This is a genomic window from Coraliomargarita algicola (assembly GCF_033878955.1).
Classification (GTDB): domain Bacteria; phylum Verrucomicrobiota; class Verrucomicrobiia; order Opitutales; family Coraliomargaritaceae; genus Thalassobacterium; species Thalassobacterium algicola.
On sequence record NZ_CP138858.1, the window covers coordinates 2,755,001 to 2,770,237 of the forward strand.

Consider the following 15,237-nt stretch of genomic DNA (forward strand, 5'->3'; position numbering starts at 1 on the left):
AACACCGCCTCACGCAACCCATGAACTAATAAAAGATCTTCCGCCTGGCGCGATGAAATCCCAACCCCCGTGTGTTGCACAAACTTTCGCACCCGATGGCATAGCTCTTGGTTCGTCCCATCAAAGTGCAACAGAAACAAATCATCTTCAACCTCTAACCCGGTCACACCCGCCCCCACACGATCCACTAAGTCCTGCATCGCCCGACGCCCGGGGACCAAAACTGCCCCCCTCGAATCCAAGCCAGCGCGCTCAAGATAAAACGCCACTAAGTCCACAATAAACTCGTGCTGCACAAAGCGCGGGTACCCCGACTTCAAAGCATTGATAACGCGCGGCTCACGCTCTTCGTAGCCGCGCACATCGGCCATCGTCGGCAGACTACTGACGACTGCATGGGGACTAGCTGGACATGTTTCACCCAGAGGATAGTGTCTAAGAGAGCTCATTGGTAGGAAATAAAACTAGCTACAAAAAAGGCTTAATGCCATTTGGCGAGCATGGACTCGATCACAATGATATCGAGAATAGATGAAAATCCACACAACAACACATCTGATCGAATAATTCACATCTGGCTCGATTCAGCCGATCAGAACATTCAAATCCCCAAAACGGAGCACACCACCCCAAGGTCCCTCCCTCCACTGATTAGCAACTTGCATTTGAATTGACCCCACAATTACCACTTAGCAGTATACGAAATTCGCAAGATTACAAATGGGCTCATCATACACCAACACCAAGCGTAAGGGCGGGAAGCCTACTCAAATCCAAAGGCTATCGAAACAAGCGCTCTATTTGGGTGCAATTTTGCTAGTCTGCGCGGCCATCTATACCGCAATCAAGTCAATCGGTAATTCAGATCAGTCCGACGCATCAACTCAATTCCCACACGGCACCATTCGAGAACTGACCTCACTCAGAGCATTCATGCCCGCCTACCTATCCGTTAACTGCAAAGAGCCACTACTGGAAAGTATCCGAACAATTCGAATCGCAGGCACAGTCGAAAGCGACGGTAACAGCGAGAATTTTGTCTTGGTAAAAATGCGCCCAGATCGAATGCTATTCAACCTCGACCGCGTCACACATGAAATCACCTACGGAATCATCGGCCCGGAAGTCTGGGAGCGGATTCGAATACCCAAAAAAGATGACATCCACACTATGATCGAAGGAGAAGCCGCCGAAGCTTGGCGCGCTCAATCCCATTTTTTCGACCGCATCATCGAAGCACACTTAGGCAAGGGAATCATTACCGGCATCGAAGCAGCCGACTGGAACGGAAATGACTGCCTCAAAGTCCACATAACCGATGCCAACGAAAAAAGGGTAGAAACATTCATCGACCCCTTCACGATGTATCCGATTGCAGAAAGACAAATCTTGAGCAATGGCAGTATTCAACAGAGCGAATTTTTCGATTATCATGATGTCGACGGCATTCCAATTCCCTTCCATATCATCGCCTCCGTGAATAACACAATCACCACCCGCACGCGAATCGAACGAGCAGCAATCAATACTGGAATCATGTCGAGACTCTTCGAGGTGCCAGATTCCCTACGGTAGATCGAGCCCTCTGACTTTACAGATGATGAATCATCTGTAATTTGGATACTAGTCAACGACCATTCACCGATATGCACCTCCCCCGCCGAGAGTTTTCCAAACGTGCCAGCCTAATCGTCCTAGGCAGCTTAACTGGACTCAAGCTTAGCAACGCTCATACGACATACACTGTTCGCAACGGCGATACCCTCGGACACATTGCACTCAAATACGGCGTCAGCACATCAGAACTCAGAAAACTAAATAAGCTCACAGGTGACCTAATTCGAGTTGGACAAACGTTAAGCATTCCAACACAAAGCGGACAGGCAGCCACCACGTCAGCAAGCAACACCTACACGGTCAAAAATGGAGATACACTCGGAGGCATCGCACTCACGCATGGCATCAGCATCAGCGACCTAAAACGTGCCAACAACCTTTCCGGCGACAGAATCTTAATTGGTCAGAAGCTGCAAGTGCCCGCAGCCAGCCCCATGGAAGACTTACTGGCTCAGGTGAAAGCCGAAACCGCCAAGATCCATGTCCGCACCCAGAACTGGAAACGAATCGTCGCCCATCACAGCGCGATTAAGTACGGCAACGCAGCCATCTACGACCGGGCCCACCGCAAGCGTGGCATGAAAAACGGACTCGCCTACCACTTTGTTATCGGAAATGGCATCGACTCCGGCGATGGTGAAATTGAAATCGGCCCTCGCTGGACCAAACAATTACTCGGCGGCCACGTAAAAAACTATCATATCAACCTAACCGCTATAGGCATTTGCCTGGTCGGCAACTTCGAGACCAGCCACCCCACCCATCGCCAGCTCGCCGCCTTCACGCAGCTGATGGATTGGCTGCGCGGCGAAGTCATCCCTGGCGCAAAACAATTTGCCGGACATCGCGACCTACGAGGCGAACAAACCATTTGCCCAGGTAAAAACTTCCCACTCGCTGCCATGCACGCACGCTATGACTGAGACAGTCCTGACCGTCACAATAAGTTTGCCCTAACAAGCGCTGAGGCCGATACTCTAACGAAAATATACAAAACATAGAAATGGGCTCCCCCTATACCAATACCAAGCAAGCGAGTGACCAGCCTAGTAAACTCCAAAGACTGTCAAAGCGCATCCTCTACATTACGACGTTTGCACTCACCTGTGCAGCAATCTATACCGCCATACAATCTACCCGCGCCCCCGACACGAGCACGGCCGAAACTCAATCGCCCCGCGGCAGCATTCAAAAATTGCTAAACCCAGAAACTTTTATGGCTGCCTATCTCGCAATAAATTGCAAGGCACCGCTCCTCCAAACCACACAAACCATACGTGTGACAGGAAAAATCGACGACGGCACAAAAAATGAAAACTTTGTGCTCATCAAAAAACAGCCGGATCTAATGCTATTCACAATCAGCCGTGAAGCACACCAAATAACTTTCGGCGTAAACGGCCAAACAGTTTGGCGACGCATCCGCACACCAAACCGAGAACCACATTCAACAACCATCGATGGCAGCGAAGCCCAAACATGGAAATCACAAGCTCGCTTCTACGACCGAATCATCGAAGCCCACTTAGGTAATGGCCACATCACAGCGATCGAATCCGCCGAATGGGAAGATAGCGAGTGTCTAAAAGTACACGTAACAGACGCCGAAGGGGAAAAAATTGAAACTTTTATCGATCCTCAAAGCATGCACCCGCTTGCTGAGACGCAAACGCTCCCCGATGGCACACTACAAAAAACCCTATATTCTGATTATCGCGATGTCGATGGCATGCCGATCCCCTTTTTCATGACAACTTACATCAATGATAAAGTCATGAATCGCATACAACTCAATAGCGCCTCACTCAATACTGGAATCATTTCTAAACTTTTTGAAATACCAGACAGCCTTGCAAAGTAGACACGCTCCCATCCCTGGGAACTTCAACCGAAAAGCTAGAGCTATAAGCAGTTACTGCTGGCAATCATAACACACAATTTAAACGAAGCAGTCGAGGCATTACTATTCAACTTCCAGATAGGACTGGACCTTCTGTATACGCCTGTTGAAACAAAGCTTAGCCGCACTAGCGCTCCAAGGTGCCGCGGGTCACGCCGAGTTGATTGATCAGTTTGAGTTCTTTCCAAAGATGCTCCGCGCTGATCTCTCCAGCGAGCAAATCGGCGTAATGCTGCATGGTGCGGCGCACTTCCTCACCGGTCTCATTGAGAAACTCGATACGATAGGCACCGGCGCCTTGGGCGGTCATTGACTCAATGTACTCGGCACCGGTTTGCGCCTTGGAATTAAACAATGTATTGCGGCAACCGGCATCGGCTTTGAGTGGGTGCAGGGCTCCCACGCGATCCTTGAGCTGCACTTGGTGACTGTCGCAGGGGCGTCCGCAATCGCGAAAATCCTTACCTTCGGAGAGAAAGGCACAAAAGACGCAGTGCTCCATGTGAAACATCGGCATGTGCTGGTGCAGGGTGATCTCGAAACTGCCGGCAGGTGAATGACTCAGAAGTGCATCCAACTGCGCGGTGTTGAGATCGTAGGATGCGGTCAAACGCTCCAATCCCCAGCGCTCGATAAAATAGGCGGCGCTCAGGTGATTGGCGACGTTCAAAGAGAAATCGCCGCGCATGCGATAATCGGCCAGCGCGGTGAGGTGCTCGTGGTTACGCGCGAGAAAACCGTCGGCGCCACAGTTGAGCAGTTGCTTGATTAGAAAGTCTTCGCCCGACTTAAACATGCGTGGCGGCGCCACCCAAATCTGGCGCGTGCGACCATCGGCCTCCTCGGCGCCTCGGGCTTGCGCCACGGCCGCGGCGTATTTGCGCGGATCTTCTAACTCGAGGTATATCTCGTCGTAGGGCAGTTCCAGAGCGACCGCGAATTGCTCGGCATTGCGCACGTAGGGAATCAAATAAGGGCTGCTTGCTTTGCCGACAGCTGCGGGTTCGCCGATAGTAATCTGCGGCGCTGGGTTCATTTGCCAGCGCAGCGGCTCAGCGCGGTGCGCCATCAGTAAGTCGACGGCATTACGGCGCAATTGATTCAAGGCAGACACGGGCAACATGCAGTCGCCCGCCAAATCGATGTCCAAATCGCCCAGGTAAAAAGCACTGCCGCCCAAGCGTCCGAGTTGCTTGCGCAGCATCGCCTCGTCGAGTGGTTTGTTGCGCGCTGCTTGCAGTTCGGGCTCTGACTGTGCTTGAGCGATGTGCCCTTCGTCATCGCGCAAGGTCAGGCTTAGCGGCGCGCCCACCCGCCCGCTCACACTGGCATGGATCGGACGCTTGTAGTTCGGCTGCTCGACCTCGAAGCTTTGACGCAAGCTCTTATCCAGCGCGGGGTCGGAGGTCTTGTAAACCACCTGCCCGGGCTCGACGCGCTTCCAGTTGATCGAGCCTTGGAAGAAGCGAATGAAGCTCTCGTCGACATTGGTATCCACAGATGTGATACGACCCCCTTCTTCGTGTTCATCAGGGCGACCGCGATCGATCACCACGCCATCGCCAGCTTTGAGCGGATGTTCCAGCCGCAGCCAAATGCCGTCGCGCTCAATGCGGTCGATCACCCCCAGTCGTAGGCCGCGCTTTTTTCCGAAGCGGGCATGCACTAGTTTTTGATTATCGATGCCGCCCAACCATCCGGTCGACAGGCCACGGGAGAAAGTCATTTCCAGCGCGTAGCGCCCCTCAGCCTGACGGTAGGGCGCGGGCGTATGCGCCGCTTCGCCATGCCGACGCGTCCAGGCATCATCCAATGCCTTACGATACACACTCGTGACAGCGGCCACATACTCCGGCGCCTTCAAGCGGCCCTCGATTTTCAGACTCGCCACCCCAGCATCGATGATCTCGTCCATGGCATCCAATCCAGCCAGGTCTTGCGGACTCAGTAAATAACGCCGATCTCCGAGATCGACGGGCTCGCCATCGCTATACAAGCCGTAGGGCAGACGGCAGGCCTGCGCGCACTCACCGCGGTTGGCCGAGCGGCCCCCCAGCGACTCACTGGTCAGGCATTGCCCCGAGTAAGCCACACAGAGCGCCCCGTGCACGAAAATTTCCAAGGGCATATCCAAGCCCTTGTTCAGAGTCTTTTCTTTGATAGCATGCACCTCCTTGAGCGAACACTCACGCGCCAGCACCACGACGCTGCTGCCCAGCTCTTCGGCAAAGTGCACGCCCGCCTCGCTGGTAACACTCATCTGGGTCGAAGCATGAATCGGGAAGTCGGACGAAATTTTACGAATCAACTGGCAGATGCCCACGTCTTGCACGATGGCAGCATCCACGCCGGAGCGGATGATCGAGCGCAGAAAGCTCTCCGCGTCTGCGAGCTCATTAGAGAAGACCAGCGTATTAAAGGTCACATAGCCCCGCACACCACGCCCGTGCAGATAGGCCATCAGATCCGGCAGGTCGGCCTCGGTGAAATTCTTGCCCCGCATGCGCGCATTAAAACGATCCAAGCCGAAGAAGATCGCATCGGCCCCATTTTCGACAGCCGCGCGGGCGCACTCCCAATCCCCCGCAGGCGCGAGAATTTCTGGCTTTTGTAAAACGGCGTGTGATCGATCCTGATCTGCGCCGAGGCGTTTTGGTATGAGTTTGGGCATGAGTGTCTGGCTACTTTTATTGAGCTAAACCCTCAAAAGTGAAGAGCGAAAACACGTCCCCGAGCGACAGCCCGCATTTTGTCGCTCACAATTGCGGCAAACGAATCACCGCTTCGGCGCCGGCCTGCTGCTGACGATTCCCCACCTGCAAGCTGCCTCGGTGCAGTTCGACAGCTTCGCGCGCAAAGCACAAGCCCAGCCCCGAGCTCCGGCGCTCACTGTGAGGCCGAGGCAAGGAATAGAAACGATCAAAGATGCGTTCGAGCGCAAATTCTGGAATCCCGGGCCCCTCATCGCAGATGGAAATCGCGACCTGACGCCCCTCCAGCCAGGCTCGGATTTCGATGCGCCCCTCCAGCGGTGAAAAATCGATGGCGTTTTGCAGCAGGTTATTGAGCGCAGTCTCCAACAGGAAGCGCTCCCCCTCGACCCTGCACTCGTCCGACAGCTGCAGCTCGAAGTGAATCTTTTTATTCAGTCGGCTGGACTCGTGATGATTCACGATACGCCGGATCAACGCACTCAGCTCGATCTCGACGGGATCGCCCAGTTCGGTGCGATTTTCCAGCGAGGCCAAGGCCAGCAGTTGATCCACCAGATTTTGCAAGCGAGCGGATTCTAATTCAATGTTCGCCAGAAATTGTGTGCGCTTCGCCGCGGGCAGGTCCTCCTGCAACAATTCCGCCGCCCCACGGATCCCGGCAATCGGCGACTTCATTTCATGCGTCAGCGACTGCACATAGGACTCCACATATTTGCGGTTTTCCAGAGCCTCGCGCATCGCCTCAGTGCTTTCCCCGAGAATGCGTAAATGCCGCCCTGGCATGACCGGCGCCGGCGGACGCTCTCCCCGCGAGACCGCGGCCGCATAGGCGGTCAATCGCCGCAGGGGCTGAGTCACCCATTTCGAAAGCAGCCATCCCAGCAAAAGCACCAAGCCCACCGCCAGCAGTCCTAGTCGAATCAAGCGCTGCTTGGTCTCGATGATAAAGAGCAACATGCTGCGCTGCGGCTTATAGACGGTGAGCACGCCGATGATTTCGCCGTCATTCACAATCGGTGCGCCCACATACATCACCGAAGAGGTCGGGTCGGCCTCATCCAAGCGAGAAGAGCGGGCGCCATACTCCCCGCGCAATGTGCGCGCCACATCCAGATAAATACTAAAATCCTCGCCCACCTGGCCCACCACTCCGGAATCGTAAATGAGCCGCCCCGCCGCATCGGTGATATAAAAGTCCATCAGCACTTTGTCCTTCATCAGATTATAAATCTTGGCATTCAGCGGCTTCGCTTTGACTGACTCCATACCAGAACGCCAAGCCTCCGGCGCAAGAATCGCATGCCCGCCCTGATGCGATAAGAGGGCCGCCAAGATCTCCGCCACATCCACCATCGGCTCTTCGGTCGCTTCCAAATACTGGCGCTCGACCCGATCCAAGATCGGATTCAGCAAGACCGCGAAACCAGCCAAAGCCATCAGCGCGAGGCTGATCAATATGCGATTGGTTAAACTCACCAATGCTCTCTCATCGAATATCCAATGCCACGGTGTGTGACAATCGGATCCACATCGGCCCGCAAAGCTTTCAGTTTGGCCCGCACGGATTTGATATGGGTATCGACCGTGCGCTCCATCGAGGCGTCCGGCTCCTCCCATGCGAGGTCCATCAACTGCGCACGCGAATACACACGGCCCGGCTTTTCGATCAGCGCGACCAAGAGGCGGAATTCATAACGCGACAAAGTTAGCAGCGAACTGTAGTAACAAATCTGCCAACGCTCATAATCAACCTCGAAGGGCAGCCCTGAACGCGCCCGCGGAGCCACCGCATTCGGCAGCGGCACAGGCGGCGCGTTCAACTGCGCGCGGCGGATGTTGGCCCGCACCCGCGCCGAAAGCTCACGTGGACTGAAAGGCTTGGTCACATAATCGTCCGCGCCCAATTCCAAGCCCACCACCCGATCCACCTCCGAGGCGCGCGCCGTCAAAAAGATCACCGGCACCTGACTGCGCAGCCGCAAGTCACGACACAGGTCGAAACCATTCATATCCGGCAGCCCCACATCCAAAACCACCAAGGCATACTGCGTCGCCTGCAGATGCGCCAAAGCCTCCCCGCCCGATGCCGTGTGATCGACCGCAAAGCCCTCCGACTCCAAAGCATACACAATGCTATCACGAATCGAAGGCTCGTCCTCGACGACCAGCACACGGGGCAGTTTATCAGAATGAGAAGTCATTTTATACCAAAACCTAACAAGCAAAGGAACCAATTGAAATGCAAAACGTAGGGGCTTCACTTGTGAAGACCGCAGTTGATGGAACACATCACCAAGCTTCTCTCCACTCTTCATCACGAGTCCGCGATATTCATCACCCCGAATTTCTACACACTCCCTACTTTCCACTCCCCACTCCCCACTCCCTACTCCCCACTCCCTACTGACAGCCCGCTGTCGCCACGCTTACGTGCCACAAACACCGTCGACCAGTCCATCTTGGCGGTCGCGCGCATCAAGACGGCCAGCGTCAACACGGCACCGATCGCGATGGTCAGCCCGCTCAAACCGTCGAAGAAGAAGCTGTAGCTAAACAATACCATGTAAGCGAACTGCGCAGGCAGCGCGATCCGTGTCAGCGCGCGACCACCAACGGCATGTAGATACCCACACACCAATAGCAACGAAACCGCAGCCGATAAAAAGAAGCACAGATGTATCGGCATCAGATCGACCGTGTAAGCGAAGAGTAGTTGAAATGCGAAACAGCCGGCCGCTAAGAAGAAGTAATTCATCGGGTGCAAATTGATCCCCGTCACTGCGCCAAAGATTAACAGGACCGCAAAAAAGAAAAGCAAGGAGACCGGCGCAAAGAAACTGATACGGCTCGCAATCGGCCCGGGGTTTAAGACTTTGGGCATGTCCATGCCGATCGACTGCGCGCCAATCACGTCGGGGTAGTCCCAGATCAAATCCCACCCGCCCGTGGCGATTTCCGAACGGTCGGTGGGCGATGCGGTGCCGCCGGGGAAATTGATCGATTCGAAATCGGTCTGCATGGCTAACTGGAAATTCTGCACACGACTCGCTCCGTTGAGATCATACTCCCAATGGTTTAGGCCGCGCGCATGATAGCTCACCCGCAAGGGCGCCGTGCTTAGGGGCGGTATCACCACCGCCTGGGTGATGGTGCCCTCGCGTAAGATGGGCTCGTCGACGCCTGCGCCCTCGAGCTCGAAGGTGAAATTGTTATAGCTCGCATCGGCGGAAGGCAGACTGAACGCTACATACACGGTTTGCGCGATCGGCGTCGGATTCGGGATTTCATAATTGGCAGCAAATTGCACCTGATAGGTGCGATACCAGAACAAGCCCTTGCGCTTTGGCTCATACTGCAGATCGACTTGCACCCGACTCATACTCGGGCTGACAGACGAACGTCCCGAAGCATTAGCAGGCGATTCATACCAAGCGATCGGGTGCGCCTGCCGCAACTGCGGCCCCCAAGTCGCCTGCACTTCATACATCAATGAGCCGGAGCGATCCATCGAACGATGCGTCAGCGCCCCGCCTAGAAGAAACCAGCCGACTGCGGTGCAGATGAAAATAAAACCCACCGCGAAGATGGAGCGAAATGTCAGTGTGTATTTGTGCATAATTTTGTAATTGTTACTTGAGGTCATCTCTCGCAGAGACCTCACTGGTGAAGACCGTCGTGTTTGCGTGCTTTGCTTCGGCGGGCGTCACAAGTGAAGCCCCTACAAATAAAGCTTCAGCGCTCCAGGTCTCGGCGTGTGTAATAAAGCGAAGCCACCGGTGCTTCGTCGTCATAGATCTGTTTACTCAGACGCACCGATCCGCCATGCGCATCTCCGGCGTCGATCACGACGTTCCCCTCCAGCGCGGTGGCCTGATATTCACTGGGCAACTGCAGCTGCCAGATCAAGCGGTGCACAAACAGGGGCGTGCGCGGCAGCTCCAGTGATACTCTGCCCTCAACGGGATTCATCTTTGGCCCTTTGCTGGTAAAGACATAGCCCACTGTGGTCTTGGAATGTGTCCCACTGCCTTTGGGCAAATTAAGGATCAGCCCGCCATCTTCCGCCAACAACGGATCCATCGAGCGACCGTTGATCGAACTAGACAGCAGTTTACCACCTGCCGGCAGCACGAAACGGTATTCAGCCGCGTCGGCGTGTTCGATCACAAGCTTGGCTCGGTGCAACCGACTCCCTTCGGCCACCAACTCGCTGACATACTCCGCCGTCTCCACCGTGGCCGAAGCGGTTTTCACCCGTGGCAGTGGCCGCGCAGATAGTTCTAAGGCCGCTGTATCCGAAAGCGTGAGATACCTCAGCTTCTCAATCCGCACGGACGCCCCCATCCAATCGGGCAAGCGCCCGAGCGGCATCCACGCCCCCGCAGCTGGCGTCACCTCGACCCCATCGAAGTCGGAAAGATAGCATGCGCTGTCGGTCTTCTTCGTGCCCTCCACCCTCACAAGCGGCACCGCGAACTGCTCCGCCACCAGATCGATCGGCACGGCATATTGAATCATCACTTCCCGTGTGGTCGCCTCGTCGTGTGGCCACTCCAAATGTAAAATCGGCCCTTGAGCGGTCATCTCTATCGAATCACGCACACCTCCACCGCGGCCGAAGTCCGCCACAGTATTCACACTGGCAGGACTCGCCAAGCGTACTTGCGCCCTGGACGTGAGGCCACCGTCAGTCGCATTCAGCCGCAGGTGACAGCTCACCTGCATCACGCCCCCCAGATCACGAATCCAGTGCTTCGCCGAAGCTTGCCACTGCGTCGGCTGCATCGCCTCGGGCGCATACAACTTGACCTGCACAGACCCACCAGACGCCGGTAAACTGAATGTTGTCTTCTCACGATTCGCAGCAACTGCCCCCGTCACAATGATAGCCGCTGGATCCTCCGCATGCCGAAGCTCAAGAGTCGACTGTCCCGCCCCCACCGCCATAAAATCAGCAAGCAATTGACCGCGCTGCGAACGCTGCACTGGCGCAGCCTGCAGCCCCAGCGTCACAGTGGACGCAGCTTTCGGCTCCAGCAATAAACACATGCCACCATCCATCGGCACCAGTTTCGCATCCGGCGGATCCAGCGAGCGAATGCCCTCACTATCCTTAACTAAAAAGACCGATTGCCACGCATCCGAAAGGTTCACCACACTGAAACGAGCCTGCAAACTGACCGCAGCCAGATCCGTGCAATCGACCACATAATTCGCCGACTGCACCCACACGTCCACCGGCGGCTTGGGCGGCACGCGGTCGTCGCTGGCAGCTTGCGCCCGCTCCAGCAAGCCCCGCAATTCGGAATAGGGCAAGGTCACCGTCGCCTGCGAAATGCCGCCCGCAGCACCCAACGCGCTCAAACCGACACTAAATAATAAGAAGAAGCATAGAATTGTTTTCATCGTCCCCCATCCTAGAACCCTTCTTTGAAAACATTATGAACTCTCTGTGAAATCGCGGGGGGAACAGACCATATAGCGCTAAGCACATTCTATTATATTGGAAACTAGACAGCCCCCTTGCTATTGAAAATCTCAGTTCACGATAGAACCGACTCGATCACCTTGAGTCTTTCCGCGATGGATCCCTTTAGCTGAATATAATGGTGTCCACGCTTATTCAATTCCCGGATATACCAATCGTGTTGGTAGCGGCGGAATGAGTCGTCTTTTCGAGTTCCATCCTGAACAAAATCAAAGTCAGGTTCACACAGAAAAATATGCTCATATTGACGGTTCGCTAAAACTTCCAACGCGTCATCGACCTCTCCAAACATTTCGTCGCTATAAAGAAGCGTCGTCAAAGGAGACGTATCGCAAAATAAATAACGATTCGCTGACATAGATGCCTGCTGCTCTTGCTCAATTTGAACCTGAGCAATTTTCAACATATCCGAGTATAGCAAGAGACCAGCCTGCGCTTCCCACAGTGTCCGGCCATACTCAGCCACATACTCCGTAGCAAACCTTTCGGCCGCTAGACGGGATAAAGTGCTTTTCCCCGTCGATTCGCCCCCCAAGAAGCATACCTTTTCCACAAAATCACAATAAACTTCGGAGCTCAAATAAGCGCGATGCTGATGAGGATTCGCACGTATCTGCGAACCAGAAATTGGTAACCGCCGCCGCGAAGGATCTAAACAGATACTTTCAACTTCAACTGGCGCACAATAATAAACACTGAATGCACCTGATAGATATCGGGCAAATCCTGCCCCATAATCCTCGCTACTAAAAACGACATCCACAGAGGTCTTAAAAATTTGCAGGCAAATATCAGCGCACAGTTTACGGTGCACTTCGGCAGCCGCTTCATTGCTAGGCAAGTAGTCCCACCCCACAGAACCGAGCATGCAGGAAACATTCTCGGCATCTATAACAATTGAATGAACATTCGGAAAACGAAGCTTGAGCCATCGCTCCCGATGAGCCCGCTCACATCCTGAAAACTCTGGGTTCGAGTATGAAATTAAGTATACACGCTCACACCGTTCCAATGCCGCTCGAATCAATGATTCATGCCCTAAATGTAGCGGCGAAAACTTCCCTACAACTAAGCCTCGAGCATATAGATAACTCATGCTTTCCTCATTTCCCGTTTCCACCGGAGCAATCCGAACACCGCATTGGCTAGAAAGGCCGCATACAGCACAGAGGTTACATACAATCCCCGTGATGCGAAGAGCGGCACGGCAATGATATCCACTAAAATCCAACACCACCAAGTTTCGATTCTACGCTGCATGAGTAACAATTGCCCCAACACACTAAAGGCCAAAACCGTAGAATCCAGAAATGGCGCATACGCATCCGTATAGACATGCAAAAGAAAGCCATAAGCAAGCGTCACTAGGACACCCGAGCCTGCCATGAGACTTAGCAAACGAGCTCCGCTTCGTTTTACTGGAGCCGGCGCCCCCTCATCCCCCTTGGTCCACTTGAGCCAACCAAAGACACAAGTCATAATAAAAAATATTTGAAGAGTGGCATCCGCATACAATTGAGCACCAAAGAAAAGGATCCCAAACAAGACACACCCAATAACTCCAGTCCACCAAGTGTGGACGCTATTTCTCGCAGCCAGTACCACAGAGACCGCATTCATACCGTTCGCAATTACTTCAAATGCAGTCATTCTTAATAACAATCAGACCTAATCAGTGAATAACATTTTACGCATCCGAAATGGGATTAACCGCGTCAGACCGTGAAGCAAGACGATGATCAAAAAAATTAGATTACGCGCGAGCTGTAACAAGAAACACGGAGAACGGGCGACTCTCCCATCGTGAATGCATTGTATGTGAGCTTTAATAAACAATTTTCCCTTGGGCCAATCGTTTATGGGGTCGCCCCATTCATCAGGAATGCCCGAACGACCCAACTGGGCACCGGCCAACGCTCCAAGGATCGCTCCTGTCAAAGCCTCCAACACCATCAAGGTATGCTCGGTAACATCGCTTAGCATACCTCTGCCACAAATAAAGCGATGCTTCCAGTTGTCATGCCAGCCCAACTTCTTAATCTCAGCCAGCGATATCCCTTCGGCGGGCAAGCCGAGCGAATCGCCCACCGCAGTGCCCCAGACTAAGCCGGAAATTTCACCTTTGTTTCTCATTTTTTGCGCGCATCGATCAGCCCTTCGACTAAAGATTCGATTAGATAGGACTTGGCAATTCGAGCCATATCAATCAAGGCTCAAAAGCGCCTCGCTCTTTAAACTCAACGGTCGTGCCAACCGCATCACCACAAGCAAGGCCTAGCAGACAGCCGGAAAGTTTATCATTCAGTGTAATCATTTTAAATCGGGAATTTATTCATTTGTAAGTATTGATAACAAAGCGGCCAAGTGCGGCCACAAAACGCAGGGGTTCCCGCCATTAAAGCACGTAAGCCCTCGATGGTGACAGGCACGACTTCAATTTCTTCAGAAGCTTCCGGCGCAGCTGGACCACGATACTCCGCTTCCACAAATACAAATTGAAAGCACTCATCGGTCAGCCCCGCAGATGGAAATAGGGTCGGCGGACTCTTATCCAGAACCGCGGTGACCGCATAGCCAGTCTCTTCCAAAAGCTCACGCTCAGCTGTCGACTCACACCTTTCTCCTGGATCAACGAGACCAGCTGGCAAGGCTATCATCGTTTGGTTGATCGGCATGCGATACTCACGAACAAGTAGTAATTGGGTCCCTTCCGGATGCTTCACGAAGGGAACAATCACCACCGCATCGGGTGTTTTAATCGGCTGCTCAACATCTCTGCGACGACTACAATAAACCCACTGCTTGGTGCGCCCCTGGATCTCGGCTTCAGCCTCCACCAATTTCAGCCATTTGGTATCACTCAAGATTGTATGTTTGATTGCTCTCATAAAGTTCCGTCCACGATTTCTACACCCGCGGTGCGCATTGCCTCGATAGCCTGATCAATATCGCCTGGGTGCACCCCAACCCCACGGCAGGCCTCAAGCAAAACCCGCGCCTTGAGTCCTGCTCGTAGAACGGCATCGATGGCAGTCGCCTTCACGCAGTAATCAGTGGCGATCCCAGCGATATCGACGCGCTCGATCCCGCGCGCTTTCAACAGTTCGGCCAATCCATTGGTCGCCCCTCGCTCATCGTAAAAACCGCTGTAGCTATCAACGTCCTGATCGAAGCCCTTGCGAATGACCGCATGCACATTAGCCTGATTCAAATCCGCATGCAGCTCCGCACCAAAAGTGCCCGCCACACAGTGAGCGGGCCAAGTCTCAAAAGATACATGATCGCCCAAATGCCAATCCTGCGTCGCCACGACAGTCGCATAGTCTCCGCCTCCAGCTAGCTTGTTAATAACCGGCAAAATGACATCTCCACCCGCGACGCCCAACGCGCCGCCCGGCAGAAAGTCATTGTTCAAATCGACAATTATCAGTGCTGTTTTCGCCTCCATAGGTTAAGTGTATAATTTACAATTATAACAACCGTCAATCATATTGTGTATATTTTACACTTAATAAAAA

14 protein-coding genes and 1 pseudogene (1 of these 15 running past the window's edge) are annotated in these 15,237 nt (G+C 53.7%); 3 read left to right on the forward strand and 12 right to left on the reverse strand.

What is annotated here, in order from left to right:
- Positions 1–449: the 5' end (the start) of a PLP-dependent transferase gene (locus SH580_RS11095; protein WP_319830944.1), read on the reverse strand. The gene continues 1,054 nt to the left of window position 1, outside the view; 449 of the gene's 1,503 nt are visible here — the first part of the coding sequence; it begins with the start codon at positions 447–449; its stop codon lies off the left edge, out of view.
- A 271-nt stretch (positions 450–720) separates the two neighbouring features.
- On the opposite strand from SH580_RS11095, the gene SH580_RS11100 reads away from it, so the two are divergent.
- The 3 genes from SH580_RS11100 to SH580_RS11110 all read left to right on the forward strand — a co-directional run bounded on the left by SH580_RS11100 (position 721) and on the right by SH580_RS11110 (position 3,478).
- Positions 721–1,575, forward strand: a complete 855-nt coding sequence (locus tag SH580_RS11100) for a hypothetical protein (protein WP_319830945.1) — start codon at positions 721–723, stop codon at positions 1,573–1,575.
- Positions 1,576–1,646: 71 nt separating this feature from the next.
- The gene (locus tag SH580_RS11105; RefSeq protein WP_319830946.1) at positions 1,647–2,540 is read left to right on the forward strand and encodes a LysM peptidoglycan-binding domain-containing protein; all 894 of its coding nucleotides are present in this window, start codon (positions 1,647–1,649) and stop codon (positions 2,538–2,540) included.
- 80 nt (positions 2,541–2,620) lie between these two features.
- Positions 2,621–3,478, forward strand: coding sequence for a hypothetical protein (locus tag SH580_RS11110; RefSeq protein ID WP_319830947.1), 858 nt, complete (start codon positions 2,621–2,623; stop codon positions 3,476–3,478).
- Between the two features lie 166 nt (positions 3,479–3,644).
- Here SH580_RS11110 and SH580_RS11115 read toward each other — a convergent pair whose 3' ends face one another.
- The 11 genes and pseudogenes from SH580_RS11115 to SH580_RS11160 all read right to left on the reverse strand — a co-directional run bounded on the left by SH580_RS11115 (position 3,645) and on the right by SH580_RS11160 (position 15,167).
- Positions 3,645–6,188, reverse strand: a complete 2,544-nt coding sequence (locus SH580_RS11115; protein ID WP_319830948.1) for a peptidase U32 family protein — start codon at positions 6,186–6,188, stop codon at positions 3,645–3,647.
- Between the two features lie 85 nt (positions 6,189–6,273).
- Complete coding sequence (gene creC, locus SH580_RS11120; protein ID WP_319830949.1) at positions 6,274–7,707, reverse strand: two-component system sensor histidine kinase CreC; 1,434 nt, start codon at positions 7,705–7,707, stop codon at positions 6,274–6,276.
- Positions 7,704–8,432, reverse strand: coding sequence for a two-component system response regulator CreB (gene creB, locus SH580_RS11125; RefSeq protein ID WP_319830950.1), 729 nt, complete (start codon positions 8,430–8,432; stop codon positions 7,704–7,706). Before creB ends, creC begins: the two co-directional genes overlap by 4 nt.
- Before the next feature lie 185 nt (positions 8,433–8,617).
- A complete protein-coding gene (locus SH580_RS11130) occupies positions 8,618–9,847 on the reverse strand; it encodes an inner membrane CreD family protein (RefSeq protein WP_319830951.1) in 1,230 nt (409 codons plus the stop codon).
- A 116-nt stretch (positions 9,848–9,963) separates the two neighbouring features.
- A complete protein-coding gene (locus tag SH580_RS11135; protein ID WP_319830952.1) occupies positions 9,964–11,637 on the reverse strand; it encodes a hypothetical protein in 1,674 nt (557 codons plus the stop codon).
- Between the two features lie 137 nt (positions 11,638–11,774).
- A complete protein-coding gene (locus tag SH580_RS11140) occupies positions 11,775–12,587 on the reverse strand; it encodes an AAA family ATPase (protein WP_319830953.1) in 813 nt (270 codons plus the stop codon).
- A 224-nt stretch (positions 12,588–12,811) separates the two neighbouring features.
- Entirely contained in the window at positions 12,812–13,369 is a 558-nt protein-coding gene (gene pnuC, locus SH580_RS11145; RefSeq protein ID WP_319830954.1) for a nicotinamide riboside transporter PnuC, read from the reverse strand.
- A gap of 18 nt (positions 13,370–13,387) precedes the next feature.
- Positions 13,388–13,852, reverse strand: coding sequence for an ADP-ribosylglycohydrolase family protein (locus SH580_RS11150; RefSeq protein ID WP_319830955.1), 465 nt, complete (start codon positions 13,850–13,852; stop codon positions 13,388–13,390).
- A gap of 76 nt (positions 13,853–13,928) precedes the next feature.
- Positions 13,929–14,033: pseudogene (locus tag SH580_RS22025) on the reverse strand (ADP-ribosylglycohydrolase family protein); the annotation flags it as partial.
- Between the two features lies 1 nt (position 14,034).
- Positions 14,035–14,583: an NUDIX domain-containing protein gene (locus SH580_RS11155; protein ID WP_319830956.1), complete on the reverse strand. Its 549-nt coding sequence runs from the start codon at positions 14,581–14,583 to the stop codon at positions 14,035–14,037.
- Between the two features lie 20 nt (positions 14,584–14,603).
- Positions 14,604–15,167, reverse strand: a complete 564-nt coding sequence (locus SH580_RS11160; RefSeq protein WP_319830957.1) for a nicotinamidase — start codon at positions 15,165–15,167, stop codon at positions 14,604–14,606.
- Positions 15,168–15,237: the final 70 nt, after the last annotated feature.